General features: G+C 65.8%; 12 protein-coding genes and 2 riboswitches. All 12 genes read right to left on the bottom strand.

All coding sequences use genetic code 11. From position 1 onward, the window contains the following. Positions 1-157: 157 nt before the first annotated feature. Positions 158-844: a hypothetical protein gene (locus KRR55_RS06995; protein ID WP_217388362.1), complete on the bottom strand. Its 687-nt coding sequence runs from the start codon at positions 842-844 to the stop codon at positions 158-160. 809 nt (positions 845-1,653) lie between these two features. Further along, a complete protein-coding gene (locus KRR55_RS06990; protein ID WP_217388361.1) occupies positions 1,654-3,975 on the bottom strand; it encodes an FdhF/YdeP family oxidoreductase in 2,322 nt (773 codons plus the stop codon). Positions 3,976-4,050: 75 nt separating this feature from the next. Next, positions 4,051-4,884 carry a formate dehydrogenase accessory sulfurtransferase FdhD gene (fdhD, locus tag KRR55_RS06985; RefSeq protein ID WP_217388360.1) on the bottom strand — a complete coding sequence of 278 codons (834 nt, stop codon included), beginning with the start codon at positions 4,882-4,884 and terminating at the stop codon, positions 4,051-4,053. Positions 4,885-4,948: 64 nt separating this feature from the next. Then, a complete protein-coding gene (locus tag KRR55_RS06980; protein WP_217388359.1) occupies positions 4,949-6,148 on the bottom strand; it encodes a molybdopterin molybdotransferase MoeA in 1,200 nt (399 codons plus the stop codon). A gap of 10 nt (positions 6,149-6,158) precedes the next feature. After that, positions 6,159-6,437: a DUF6457 domain-containing protein gene (locus KRR55_RS06975; RefSeq protein WP_217388358.1), complete on the bottom strand. Its 279-nt coding sequence runs from the start codon at positions 6,435-6,437 to the stop codon at positions 6,159-6,161. Between the two features lie 15 nt (positions 6,438-6,452). Next, positions 6,453-7,121 carry a molybdenum cofactor guanylyltransferase gene (gene mobA, locus KRR55_RS06970; protein ID WP_217388357.1) on the bottom strand — a complete coding sequence of 223 codons (669 nt, stop codon included), beginning with the start codon at positions 7,119-7,121 and terminating at the stop codon, positions 6,453-6,455. Beyond that, on the bottom strand, positions 7,118-7,615 hold the full coding sequence (locus tag KRR55_RS06965; protein ID WP_217388356.1) for an HNH endonuclease: 498 nt from the start codon (positions 7,613-7,615) through the stop codon (positions 7,118-7,120). The genes mobA and KRR55_RS06965 overlap by 4 nt, the downstream gene beginning before the upstream one ends. Positions 7,616-7,881: 266 nt before the next feature. Then, positions 7,882-8,778, bottom strand: a complete 897-nt coding sequence (locus KRR55_RS06960) for a F510_1955 family glycosylhydrolase (RefSeq protein ID WP_217388355.1) — start codon at positions 8,776-8,778, stop codon at positions 7,882-7,884. Positions 8,779-8,793: 15 nt separating this feature from the next. Then, positions 8,794-9,390: a DUF305 domain-containing protein gene (locus KRR55_RS06955; RefSeq protein WP_254455951.1), complete on the bottom strand. Its 597-nt coding sequence runs from the start codon at positions 9,388-9,390 to the stop codon at positions 8,794-8,796. Between the two features lie 605 nt (positions 9,391-9,995). After that, the gene (locus KRR55_RS06950) at positions 9,996-10,826 is read right to left on the bottom strand and encodes a C40 family peptidase (protein WP_217388354.1); all 831 of its coding nucleotides are present in this window, start codon (positions 10,824-10,826) and stop codon (positions 9,996-9,998) included. A 5-nt stretch (positions 10,827-10,831) separates the two neighbouring features. Further along, a riboswitch (cyclic di-AMP (ydaO/yuaA leader) is annotated at positions 10,832-10,993 on the bottom strand. Positions 10,994-11,112: 119 nt separating this feature from the next. After that, a complete protein-coding gene (locus KRR55_RS20645; RefSeq protein ID WP_336245056.1) occupies positions 11,113-12,036 on the bottom strand; it encodes a M23 family metallopeptidase in 924 nt (307 codons plus the stop codon). Between the two features lie 87 nt (positions 12,037-12,123). After that, positions 12,124-12,298, bottom strand: a riboswitch (cyclic di-AMP (ydaO/yuaA leader). A 92-nt stretch (positions 12,299-12,390) separates the two neighbouring features. Further along, positions 12,391-13,086, bottom strand: a complete 696-nt coding sequence (locus KRR55_RS06940) for a metal-dependent transcriptional regulator (protein WP_217388353.1) — start codon at positions 13,084-13,086, stop codon at positions 12,391-12,393. Between the last annotated feature and the right edge of the window lie 94 nt (positions 13,087-13,180).

Raw genomic sequence — 13,180 nt, 5'->3', positions numbered from 1 at the left:
ACGCATGGCCCCGCCACCGACATAACCACCCGGGGGCCCGGATTCTTCCCCGCGCGGCGACCGGCTCCCGTGGCTCGAGTCCCCGGGGACGAATTTAGGCCATGCCCCGGCCCTCCGATCCAGCCGTCGGGACCACGGGCCCGCCACGGGCCGTGGGTCAGAGCGCTCTGCCGGCGATGATCTTTCTGGCGGCATCCAAGTGCCCGGGCTTGCATGCCCCGCCGTATCCCGAGCGCCACGTCGTCGTGTACCCAGAACGGGGATCATACTCCGAACCCTTCAGCCGGGCGCCCATGGCCACCGCCATGCAATCCGCCATGTGCTCGGTCCCGGAGGCGGTCCTGGGTTTGCCGTAGGCCTTGTCCATGCCCTTGTCCATCCGGGTGAAATCGTACTTGTAGGCACGGTACTGCAGGATGTGGGCGCACTCGTGATACTGGATGGAAAGAGCCAGCGGATGGTTCGGGTCGAGCTTCTTCCCGCGGAAGCCGTTCGTGTCCAGGCTGATTCTTTCCTTCATGTTGCCGATCCAACCACTGGCCTCGGCCTCGTTGGGTCGGTTCGGGCCCGCGGTGATGGGCACTCCCCTGCACCATTTGGCAATGTTCTTCGCCGCCGAGGCCTCCCAGCTCAGCCTTCCGATCCGGACGTTCCCGGCAACCCTGGCTGCCTGGGAGGACTTGACCCACCCCGTCCGGCCTGCGTACTGGACCTGCACCCGGCCGTTCGACCTGGCATTGGTCGGACTGCCAAGCGTGTAGTCTGCCGGGATCCTCGCCAGCTGCTTCCTTGAACGGGCCGACTGATACAGCGCCGTGACGGAGGAGGTCTGGTATTTTGCCATGCTGGCCCGCCGGATATCGGCAGACCGGGCCCATCCCTTCGTACCGGCGATGTAGAACTGGGTGTGGGCCCGGCTGGTTAGTCCAGTGGCCGCCAGCATTTGGCCCCGGGGCACAACCGCCACCACAGCCCCCTTGCCCGGTGATTTGCGCAGGCTCGTCTTCCTGAGTGCCTCATGTGTGTGCCGTGGCAGCCGTTTCGTGTTGGCCAGCGGGAACCATCCGGTCATGCCGCGGACACCGGCCTGGACCGATCGACCTTTGGTGGAAGTGGTGTTCAAGGTGGCGCCCCGCTTAGCGGTTGCCACCCTGCCGCCCGATGTCGAGGCCGACGGCATCGCCGCCGCGGCGGAAACGGAGGGCGTCGGTACGGCGGTCCGGTGGGCGGCGGGAGCCGGGGACGGAGCAACCAGCGCCAATACCAGCGCTGCGGCGAAGACCAGGGCGGGGAAGCGGATGGCAAAGCTCCTTGGGAACGTGGGATGCGCCATGGGACCACCGGAATGGCCCTTGCGAAGCGTGGTGCTCGCTAGGCACGATATTAGCCGACGATTCGTGCGCCGGCATCGGCACCGGCGCGCCAAACCGAACTTGTTCCACGTGCTCGACAGTCGCCCGCAACGCGGGCTTGACCAGCGCTTGGCCAGGGTTTCAGAAGAAGGTGGCCGGACAGGTCCGGGAGGCTAGCCGGGTGGTTGCCCCGCGGGGATCCACGCGTCCTTTCCGCGTCGGGACGGCCGGGGCGCGGAGACAGGCCGTGCCGTGCCAGGAACCGGTCCCGGCACGGTTCGGCCTCGCCCGCCGCACATTGCTAGCTGTCGAGCGTCGGGCCCGGGGCCAGCTCGTGCGGCACGAAGCGCACCATGATGGCCTTGAACCCGGGGGTGTTGGATTCGCGGGCCACCAGGTCGCGGTGGACCAGCGCATTGGCCTCGGGGAAGTAGGCGGCGGCGCAGCCCTTGGCGGTCGGGTAGGAAACCAGCCGGAAGCGGTTGGCTCGGCGTTCGGTGCCGCCGAAGGTGGAAATGACGTCAACCAGCGCTTTGTCCTCCAAGCCGAGTTCAACGAGGTCCTGCGGGTTGATCAGGATGACCCGACGGCCGTCCTTGATGCCGCGGTAGCGGTCGTCCAGCCCGTAGAACGTGGTGTTGTACTGGTCGTGGCTGCGCATGGTCTGCAGGACCAGGTGGCCCTCCGGCGCGTAGAGTGCCTCGAAGGGCGAGACCGTGAACTTGCCCTTGCCGATGTCGGTGGCGAAGGAGCGCGAATCGCGCGGCGGGTTGGGCAGCACAAAGCCGTTGCGTCCGCGCACCCTGCGGTTGAAGTCCTCGAAGCCCGGCAGCACCCGGGAGATGTGGTCGCGGACCACGTCGTAGTCGTCGGCCATGGCCTTCCAGTCCACCACGTGGTCCTCGCCGAGAATGGCGGTGGCCATCCTGGCCACGATGACAGGTTCGGCCAGCAGGTGCTCCGAGACCGGCTTGAGCCGGCCCTGCGTGGAGTGGATGACGGACATGGAGTCCTCCACGGAGAGGAACTGCGGTCCGCCGGGGTGCTTGTCGTCGCGGTCCGTGCGTCCGAGCGTGGGCAGGATCAGCGAGGTCTGCCCGTGCACCACGTGGGAGCGGTTGGGCTTGGTGGAGATGTGCACGGTGAGCTTGGCGCGCTGCATGCCCGCCTCCAGCGCCTCGGTTTCCGAGTTCGCCAGGGCAAAGTTGCCACCCATGGACACGAACACGTCAACGGAGTCCTGCTCGAAGGCATGCAGCGCCTCGGTGGAGTCGTAGCCGTGGGCGCGCGGGGAGTCGATCCCGAATTCGGAATCGAGGGCGGCCAGCAGCGCCTCGCCGGGCTTTTCCCAGATGCCCATGGTCCGGTCGCCCTGGACGTTGGAGTGGCCTCGCACCGGGCAGGCGCCGGCGCCGGGCTTGCCGAAGTTGCCCTGCACCAGCAGCAGGTTGATGATTTCCTTCAGCGTCGGCACCGAGTGCGGCTGCTGGGTCAGTCCCAGCGCCCAGCAGAAGATCGAGGCCTTGGACTTGATGAGCAGCTCGGCGACGGTGGTGATCTCGGCCCGGGTCAGTCCGGTGGCTTCCTCGGTGGCTTCCCAGTCCAGCGTGGACCGCGCTTCCCTGTAGGCCTCGTAGCCGTCCGTGGCCGAATCGATGAAGGCCTTGTCGATCACGGTTCCGGGGTTCTTGGCCTCGGCCTCGAAGAGCAGGTGTCCGAAGGCCTGGAAGAGCGCCAGGTCCCCGCCGACCTTGATCTGCAGGAAATGGTTGCTCACGTCGTCGGGGCGTCCGAGCATGCCGCCGACGGTCTGCGGGTCCTTGAACCCGAAGAAGCCTGCCTCGGGCAGCGGGTTGACCGCCACGACGTGGGCGCCGCGCTTGCGCGCATCGGCCAGCGCCGAGAGCATCCGCGGGTGGTTGGTTCCGGGGTTCTGGCCGATGACGAAAATCAGCTCGGCGTGCTCGAAGTCCTCCAGGGACACGGTGCCCTTGCCGATGCCGATGGTGGGGTTCAGCGCCGATCCCGAGGACTCGTGGCACATGTTGGAGCAGTCTGGCAGGTTGTTGGTGCCCAGGGATCGGGCCAGCAGCTGGTACATGAAAGCCGTCTCGTTGGCGGTGCGCCCCGAGGTGTAGAAGACGCACTTGTCCGGCGTGGTCGCGTTCACGTGCTCGCCGATGGTGGCAAAGGCCTGCGCCCAGGTGATGGGCGTGTAGTGGCTTTCGCCCTCGCGGATGATCATGGGTTCGGTGATCCGGCCCTGGGACCCGAGCCAGTACTCGGTCTTCTCGCGCAGGACGTTGATGGGGTGCTTGGCCCACCATTCGGGGGTCACGGTGCGGGCGCTGGCTTCCTCGGCGATGGCCTTGGCGCCGTTTTCGCAGAATTCGGCGGGCTTGCGCGCCCCGGTGATGGATTCAGGCCAGGCGCAGCCCGGGCAGTCGAAGCCGCCGCGCTGGTTGATGCGCAACATCGAGCTCAGCGTCCGGCCGACGCCGGCCTCGGCGAAACCGCGTTTCATGGACACCATCACGGCCTCGACGCCGGCCGCGCTGCGTTTGGGCTCGGTGACTTTCAGGTCGTCTTCGTTGATGTCCTGCGTTGGGGCTGGCCGATGCATGTGTCCTCCACGTCGATGTGCGGTGTCTTTGACCGTAGTCGCGCGCGTGCCGGAAATCCGGGTGCCCGATTCGGTCTAGGAGCCGGTCTTCACCCTGTCGGCATGCGTATACAAGTTCACCGTACTACCCCGGGAGAAAGCCGCAAGCGTCAACCCGGTTTCATCGGCCAGTTCCACTGCCAGCGAAGACGGTGCACTGACGGCAGACAGCACCGGAATCCCGGCCATCGCGGCCTTTTGCACCAGCTCGAAGGATGCGCGCCCAGAGACCTGCAGGATGGTGTCATGAAGCGGTAATTTTTGCTCGCGCAGCCCGGCCCCGATGACCTTGTCCACCGCGTTGTGCCGTCCCACGTCCTCACGCAGCACCAGCAGCTCCCCCGCGGTGGTGAACAGGCCGGCCGCATGCACTCCCCCGGTGGCGCTGAAAAGGTTCTGGGCCTCACGCAGGGTGTAGGGCAGGCCCAACAGCACCTTCACGTCCAGGTGGCCCCGGGCGGGGTCCAGCGGATAGGAGGATTTCTTGGAGACCTCGTCGATGGAGTTGGTGCCGCAGATCCCGCAGGCCGAGGAGGTGACCACGTTTCGCGCCGCGGAAAGGTCCGGAGCCTGGGCACCGAAGCCGACCTGCACGTCGATGACGTTGAAGGTCTGGTTTCCTTCCTCGTCGGTGCCGGCGCAATAACGCATGGAAACCAGGTGCTCGGTGCGGCTGATGATTCCCTCGGCGAGCAGGAAACCTGCAACCATGTCGAAGTCGTCGCCGGGGGTGCGCATGGAGGTGGTGAAGGATGTCCCGTTGAAGCGTATTTCCAGCGGTTCCTCGACCGCGAGTTTTTCCTCGCGGGCGATCCGTGCGCCGTCCAGCGTTGCGCGGACGATGCGCCTGCGGGTTATTTTCCGTCCCATGTCCTCATTGCCTTTCCTTGCGATGGCCGCGTTCCGCACCTTGCTCGGTGCCGCGACCGCACACCTACCAAGGTAACCGAAGATAGGGCACGGGGTCGCCGGCAGCGACGCCGCCCGGACCGACCACCAGGATGGCATCGGCAGCGGCCAGGCCGCGCAGCATGGCCGGTGCCACGTGCTCCGCCGGTGCCAGCAAATCGGGGCCGCGCGCGCCGGAGGCCGGGACCCAGCGGGCCGGGACCAGGCGAGTCCGTCCCGGCAGCACGGCGAAGTCGGTGGCCGAGGACGCCGAACCCAGTGTGGCCAATTCGCTGCCGCACGCCCCGCGCAGGATCGGGTCAACGAGCGTTGCCACGGCCATGAGCGCCGCCAACGGGTTCCCGGGCAGCGCCACCAGCAGGCGGTTTCCGGGCAGGAGGGCAACCATTGACGGGTGGCCGGGACGCATGGCCACCGAGGAGATGATTTCCTCCCCGCCGATGGACCGCACCGCCGCCCGCACGAAGTCGCGGTCGGAGAACCCGGTGCCTCCGGTGGTCACCACCAGGGCGGCCGCCCGGGCCTCGTCGCCGTCAATGGCTGCAACCGTGGCCGCAAGGGTGTCTCCGATGCGGGAGCTGCTTGCAACACTGCCCCCAAGGGCTGCGACGACCTGGGGCAGCACCGGGGAGAATCCGTCACGGACCTGGCCCGGACCCGGGTGCCCGGAGGTGATGACCTCGTCCCCGGTGAACACCAGGTGGACGGCCGGGACGGCCGCCACCAACAGTTCGTCGTGACCCGCCACCGCCGCGGTGGCGATGACGCCGGCGCGCAGCAGGGTGCCGGCGGCCGCCAGAAGTTCGCCCGCGACCGCCTCGGTTCCGGAGGGCCGGATGTCGGCACCCGCGCGCAGCGTCCTGTCGCTGGTGAGTGTGGCGCCCTCAAGCGTCGAGTGTTCGACGCGCAGGATGGAGGTGGCGCCCTCGGGGATCAGGGAGCCGGTGACCACGGCGGTGGCCTCGCCTGCGGACAGCGCCGTGTTGTCCCCGGCGCCGGGGTTGGCTGCCAGCGCCTTGAGCAGCCTCCATGGCCCGGGCCCGTTGACCGCATAGCCGTCCATGGCGGAGGTGGCGCAATGCGGCATCGGGTATGCGGTTACGAGGTCGGCGGCCAGGATGCGCCCGCCGGCCTGGTGCAGGGGAACTGATTCGGGGGCGCCTGCAATCCGGGCACCCAGCGCGTGTGCGTCCTCGCGCGCGGCCGCCCACTGGTGGTCTTCCACGGTGTCTTTGCTAGGCGTTGTCGGAGGAGGGCGTGCGCGCGGCAAGGACCGCTCGGGCAAGCGAATCGGCCGCGTCCATGGCGGGCTTTTCGCCCGACCGGGCGCTGCCGACGGCAAGGCCGGCCGCGTAGCCGGCCAGGTAGGTGGTCAGCGGTGCAGCAGGACGAACGATGGTGTGTGCCGCAACCCCTGCAAGCGAAAGCACCTGGTCGATGTCGACCTGGGTGTCGGTGAGTTCAAAGGCCGCCAAAAGTTCCCTGACCCATTCCTCGAGTTCCGCTGCAGGCATTGTGCAATCTCCTTGTTAGTGGCCGTTGGCCACCGCTATCCCGTGCCGCCCGGCATCCCCGGGCGTGTCGATGTCGCTGAAGTCCGCGTCGGGAAGCTTCAGGCGCTCCATCTGCACTGTAGCAAGCAGACGCATCATTGATGCATTTTCGAGACTTCCGCGGGGCTCGGCGGCCAGGTCGATCGCTCGGCGGAGCGAAGGGGTGAGAATGGCGCAGGAAAGCGTCTGGAGCACGCCGGAGGCATCCTGCGGCACCCATGCCTCGATGCCCGCGGCGGGGTTCTCGGTGGCGGCAAGCAGCGCGACCACGACCGGACCGGGGTCCAACAGGTCAGAGGCCAGCACCAAGGTCAGCTCGGAGGCCTGATTCTGGCGCTGGGCGTTCTCGTCGTCGGGGCCGTCGTCCAGGGCGGCCCGCCCGGCGGCGACCGCCGCCGCGGGACCCGCAAAGGTGGGGTATTCGCGGGTGATGACCACGCGCTGGAAATCCGGTGCGGTATCCATGTACCGGGTGACGGCTTCGGCCAACGCGTGGGCGCCGACCACCGCGATCGCCTGGGCGTCGCGGACGGCATTCAGGGAATGTTCGAGCAGCGTCTCGCCGCGGTGCTCCAAAAGGGGTTTGCTGACCCCGCCCAGGCGGGATCCGCGGCCGCCGGCCACGATGATCGCATCGAATTTCATGCTGCACTCCGTAAGAAAGGACTCCAGGCTTCTGCGGGGCGCTCAAGTTCGGTGATGAACCATTGGGCGCCTCGCGGTCGGCTCGGGGCGAACCGCAGCTTCCAGCCCAGCTGTGCAAGCGTCCGGTCTCCCTTGGCGCTGTTGCAGCCCTGGCATGCCGCTACTAGATTCTCCCACGAATCCTCCCCGCCGCGGCTCCGCGGCATGATGTGGTCGATCGTGTTGGCGCTGCGCCCGCAATAGCCGCAGCGGTGTCCGTCGCGGCGCAGCACCCCGCGGCGTGAGACGTTGATGGAGTTGCGGTAGGGAAGACGAATGTACCGATTCAGCAGGATCACAGTGGGCCGGGGCATCACCTGGTTCACTCCGACGACCGGGTCGCGGTCGTCATCGGCAAGGACGGTGGCCTTGCCGGTGAGGACAAGGAGAAGTGCCCGGCGGAAGGTGATGACCGCCAGCGGTTCAAATCCTGCATTCAGTACTAGGGTTCGCATGCGCGCATCCTTAGATCCTGACCCGGCGCAACAGAGGGACCCGTCCACGACGGAAATCCCTCACGGTGGCGCACGCGGCACTCGGCTTTGGCTCCTGAGCCCTAGCCTAAAACAAGAAACCGCCGTTTTGCGCGTTTTTGGTGTAAACCAGTTGAAATTGCCACCATAATTTTTCCCGCCGTACACCACCTGCACATGTGGCGGGCGAAGGATGCCCGGCCCCGCCCTCCGGCGCGGGGTCGGGCCCCGCGCCAGAGGAACATAGGTCACCGGCCGGACGTAAAGTGAACCGTGAAACCCTTGGCGGCGTTGGTCGAATACTCGACACCGGCGGAACTTGAGACCCAGATGTCTTTTCCTCCTCTGCCCAGCGCGACCGCGTCAACCATCCCCGCGGCCCGTGCGCCCTCGCTCCAGTTCACTCCACCGTCGGTGCTGGTCCACGCGACGTTGTCCGGGGTGAAGCCCACGGCTGTCTGCCCGGCCAACGCCACGTACTGCAGCACGGGCGCGCCGGGGTTCGGCTCGGAGAAGGACTGCCCGTCGTCGGTGGAACGCCAGATGCCCTGTTCGGTGGTTGCCAGCACGGTGGTCCCGCTCGGGTCTGCAGCCAGGGTTGCCGGCCGGATCCGGGGGTCGCGATCCTGCCAGTTTTTGCCGTCCGCGGTGGAGCGCAACGCTCCGTCAAAACCGATGATGGCATTCCTGGACACCGTGAGCGCGTGGAAGTCCGAGATCCCGGAGCGCGAGAGGGTGTCCCAGGTCTCGCCGCCATCGGTGGACCGCATCAGTCCCAACGGATTTTCCAGGTCGGTTCCCGGGCCGGGGTGTCCGGAGGCATAGAATTCGTTGGCTCCGAGGCTGAATCCCATCCAGTCGACGAGGGGACCGATGCGCCTGGCCGGGCTGACCGACACGTCATACAGTCCCTCATGGGTGGCAAGAAGGACCTTGTTGTCACCGATGGCTGCAATGCCGTGGACATGGGCGCGGGGATAACCCTCGACCGTGACGGCCGCCTCGCCCGGCGCGGCCGCCGGGTTGAGGCTGTTGCCGGCGGTTGCGCCCTGGGATTGTGGCGCGACTGCGCAGCCGCCCAGCACCAATGCCCCTAACAGCGACAGCGGCAGGATCATGGATTTGTTAATGGGGAGCAACTTCACGGCCGTGGCTCCCGCCTACTTCTTCAGCATTTCGCGCATGTGGCTGATCTCGGCGTTCTGTGTGGTGATGATCGCGCGCGACAGGTCGAGGACCTTCGAGTTCTTGCCGGAGGCCAGGGCCTCTTCGGCCATTTTTGTAGCTCCCAGGTGGTGCTCGATCATTTGCTGAAGGAAGAGTTCCTCTGACTGGCCTCCGCGGGCGGACTTAAGCGAGTCGAGCTCCGCCTCGCCGAGCATTCCGTCCATCGCCATGCCATGGTCCACGGTTCGGGATTCTCCCCAAGCAGTCAACCAGGATTCCATCAACGAGATTTCCGGTGCCTGCGCATCCTTGATCTGGGTGGCCAGCTTGGCAAGTTCCGGGCTCACTGAGGCCTTGTCCAGCATGATCTCGCTCATCTCCACCGCCTGTTCGTGGTGCGGGATCATCATTTGCGCGAACATCGTGTCGGCGCTGTTGTGCGCCTCGACAGGCGCCTGCCGGGAGGCTTCCGTCCCCGCCGCGTGATCCGTGCCGGTGTGCTCCGTTCCGGCAGTCGCGCAGCCAGCCAGCAGTACGGATCCTGCCAGGAAGGCAGCGGAAATCGACAATGTGGTCTTGGTATTCTTCAACGGCTTTTCCTTGCGTATGGATGAGAAATCTGGTCCGGTGCGTCCGGACCTCTCATCTTCGGCTGATGCCGAGCCGCAATGGCGAGGGGCCGGCGGGGATATAGTCCATCCGCGGGAGCACCCCGAGGAACCGGCTCAGGGGCCAGGCGCGAGACACCTTGGCTCCCGGTACGGGCCGGGCGAGCCTGAAGGCCAGCAACAGACACAAGGCACACGCCCCGGCGACGGTGCATTCGCCAAGCCCCACCACTTCGATGTGCCCCGGGGCCTGGATCGTGGTCAGACTTTCGGGGCCCGCACCGGGATCGACGGAGACTGTGACGTGAGTGCCACTTGAATGACTCCCGTCGCGACCTTCGTGTCCGGAAGCGGAGCCCCAGGCCGCGCCCAGGACGTGCATGGAAAACAGGCCCAGAAAGAATATGCACAGCAGGAGCGAGCGAACCCAAGGTCGCCCTGACCACGATGCGGAGCCTGATTGCAACATTTTCACATCACCAACCATATACCCATCCGGGGTATTGCTCCATCGGGATTGCCGTTTTAAACAACAAGGCCCCCGCTCGATCCTTGCGGATCACCCGGGGGCCTTGGAACGCTTGAACTTAGCCCTTGAGGGTGTAGTAACCGTAGAGGGGGTTGCGGGAGACGTCGTGGAGCATGGTGTCGACGGTCGGGTTCTGTGCACCGATCATCTTGCCGCCACCGAGGTAGATGCCGACGTGGCCGCCACCGTTCTGGAAGACCAGGTCGCCCGGCTTCGGGGAGCTGGTGCGCACGAACTGGCCGGAGGCGCGGATTGCCGAGGTGCCGCGGGCGATGTTGATGCCGTGCTGTGCGTAGACATACTTGACGAAGCCGGAGCAATCCCAGCCCGACGGGGTGTTGCCGCCCCATACGTAGGGGACGCCGACGTACTTGGCCGCTGTAGCCGCGATGCCCGAGAGGTTGGCGGTGTTCATCGATTCGCTCTTGGGCTTCGGGGCCGAGGCCGCCGGAGCGCTATCGCGGTTCGAGCGCGTGACCGGTGCGAAGGCGTCCGAGCTGTTGCTGGAACGGGTCTCCGGGGCGGTGTTGTTGGAGCGAGTCGAGACCTCATTGGCCACGGCGATGACGACCGGAGCCGGTGCTGGCTTGGAGGTGAACGCCGCGCGCTCGATGTTCAGGTCCTTGGCCTTGGAAGCCGAGACCGAAACGGCCTTGACGGCTACGCGCTCTGCGGAGAGGCCTTCAACGGGAACCGCGCTTGCTTCGCGGGAAACATCGCCCTGGGCCGGAACGCCCAAAGTCAGTACCAGGCCGGATGCGGCTGCAATGACTGCTGCCTGGCGGCCAACGGATCCAGCATTCGAGGCAACAGCCTTCGAGATGGATTCGAGTGGGTTGGTCCGAACCGGGGTCGCGCGGTGGCGGCCCAATGCTTGACGTGTAGTCACGTAGTAATGCCTCTCCTGATGCCTGCGAGGTGAGCTGTCGGGTTCGAGTGGGAGTCACTCGGCAATCCGGCCGCCAGGCCGAACCACTTAACCCCAAGGCTTCCTGGTGTGGAAACCGAAAGTGGGTCCCCCGCCACTGCCAAACGAGTTTTGAACGGACACCGTGGGCTGGCAGTGCTCGGCACTTCCCGCGGCGGTGAGCAGGGTTGTTCCCTGATCACTTACTTAGAATATATGAAGCGAATCCAAAAGTCACGTTCTGATCACGGAACGGTGACAATTGCCGTTATAACCAGCCCTCGGGGTTGACCCACTTGCCGTTGACGATGACCTCAAGGTGCAGGTGGGGGCCCGTTGAATTGCCCGTGCTGCCACTCAGGGAGACGACATCGCCGCGCTTGACCTTTTGTCCCACTGAGACCTTCAGGGCCGAGTTGTGGTTGTAGCTGGTGTGCAAGCCGTTGCCGTGGTCGATCTCCACGCGGAAACCGGAGTGGCCGGCCCAGGCGGCCTGCACCACGGTGCCGGCGGCGCTGGCCTTGATCGGGGTGCCCATCGGCACGGCGTAGTCCAGGCCATTGTGGTTCATGAAGCCCGGGCCCGTTGGATTCTTGCGGAATCCGAAGCGCGAGGTCAGGCGAATGTTGTCCACCGGCTGGGCCAAGACCCCGCCGGCAGCGATCTTGGTGACATCTCCACCGGCAGCGGTCATGATTGTTGCCAGCTTGTCTTCCTCGGTGAATTCACTGGTCAGCGAGGCTCGCTCGATTTTCACCTGATCGTCGGCCGGGGCCTTGACGTCAACCACGACGGACTGGGCGACGCGCTCGGTGCCCGCGGTTGCCGTCTCGGCATCCTTCGCGGGTGAGGCGGCAGCGAATGCAAGGCCGGACACTGCGGCGACTGCGGCAAGCTTGTGCGTGAACCCGATGCGGGGGCGTTGCGGCCGGGGCGCGAGCTTCAGGACGTCATCCAGCTCGTCGGCTTCGGCCGGAGCGGCAATCGGTGCGGCGGGCGCAGCCAGGGCGACGGGAATTTCGGTTGCGGCAATGGCTGCCGCGTCCGGGGATGCGCCGTAACGCAGGCCGGCCGCAAAGCGGCGGCCGGTGTACTGCGTGGCATCCTGGGCCTCAACGGAATCCGGGACCACGCTCAGGGCGCGTCGACCGGCACGTCGGGAAGTAGTTTCACCGCTCAGGGCGGTGTCCACGATCTGCTCTATTGAGCCTTCAGCAGGCGAAGCATCAACGGGACCGGACGCACGTCGGCGACCGGCAGTGTGCTGCTGAGTCAAATGTCAACCTCTCATATATCGCCTGCGAAGTTAGCTGTCGGATTCGAGTCATGAGATCAACTCGGCAGAGCCCACCAAGGCGGACTCAGCTTCACCCCAAGATCCATGGTCGAAGACCAGGAACGGTTGATTGGGTCCTCCGCCCCTACCGGGAATTCTGACTCCGCGATCCGCCGGTAGGGTTATGCGAATCGGATCGGGACTGGATTACCTAAGTGCAACCCAACGTAAGACACTACCGGGATTTATGCCAAAGTTACAATTCCGTTATCAATCCATGCGGCGGACAAACACATGGGCGCTGACTTCGGTCGGAAGCTCCAGCGCGCCCTCGATCCCCTGCACCCGAACGACCACGTAATCGCCGGCCCGTTCGAGGGTGACTAGGGCCCCCGGGCGGATGCCGCCCTCATCGAGTTGCACCAGCAGCTCGGGTTCGACCTGGATGGTTTCGGCAAGGCGCTCCACCCGGACCGGGCCGAGGTTTCCGTCGACAAGGGCCGAATCGAGACTTTGGACACCTACCGAGATTTCCGCCAGTCCCGGACCGCCCAGGGTCTCCAGTCCGGGGATCGGGTTTCCATAGGGCGAGGACTCGGGCGCACCGAGCAGCTTGTACAGCCGCTGCTCCACGCGCTCGCTCATCACGTGCTCCCAGCGGCAGGCTTCCTCGTGGACGTACTCCCATTCCAGGCCGATGACATCGGCCAGCAGGCGCTCGGCCAGGCGGTGCTTGCGCATCACGCCGGTGGCAACGTCGGCGCCATGCTCGGTCAGTTCAAGGTGGCGGTCGGTGGTCACCACGACCAGGCCGTCGCGTTCCATGCGGGCCACCGTTTGCGAAACCGTGGGCCCGGAATGCCCAAGTCGTTCGGCAATACGTGCGCGCAAGGCAACGATGCCCTCCTCCTGGAGTTCCAGAATGGTGCGCAGGTACATTTCGGTGGTATCGATCAAATCTGACACGTTTGCAGCTCCCGCATGGGTTGATTGTTACAAGAGTTCACTACGCTTTCCACTCTACCCGCGTTCACATTGGCGTCTCGCTATTACACATTGG

This window comes from Paeniglutamicibacter quisquiliarum, assembly GCF_019084045.1.
Taxonomy (GTDB): domain Bacteria; phylum Actinomycetota; class Actinomycetes; order Actinomycetales; family Micrococcaceae; genus Paeniglutamicibacter; species Paeniglutamicibacter quisquiliarum.
Note: the sequence above shows the minus strand (reverse complement) of the source record. Positions and strands in the feature narration are given on the sequence as shown.

Coding starts and splice junctions, on each gene's coding strand:
- KRR55_RS06995 (WP_217388362.1), bottom strand. CDS start 844: ATGGCAAAATACCAGACCTCCTCCGTCACGGCGCTGTATCAGTCGGCC.
- KRR55_RS06990 (WP_217388361.1), bottom strand. CDS start 3,975: ATGCATCGGCCAGCCCCAACGCAGGACATCAACGAAGACGACCTGAAA.
- fdhD (WP_217388360.1), bottom strand. CDS start 4,884: ATGGGACGGAAAATAACCCGCAGGCGCATCGTCCGCGCAACGCTGGAC.
- KRR55_RS06975 (WP_217388358.1), bottom strand. CDS start 6,437: ATGCCTGCAGCGGAACTCGAGGAATGGGTCAGGGAACTTTTGGCGGCC.
- mobA (WP_217388357.1), bottom strand. CDS start 7,121: ATGAAATTCGATGCGATCATCGTGGCCGGCGGCCGCGGATCCCGCCTG.
- KRR55_RS06965 (WP_217388356.1), bottom strand. CDS start 7,615: ATGCGAACCCTAGTACTGAATGCAGGATTTGAACCGCTGGCGGTCATC.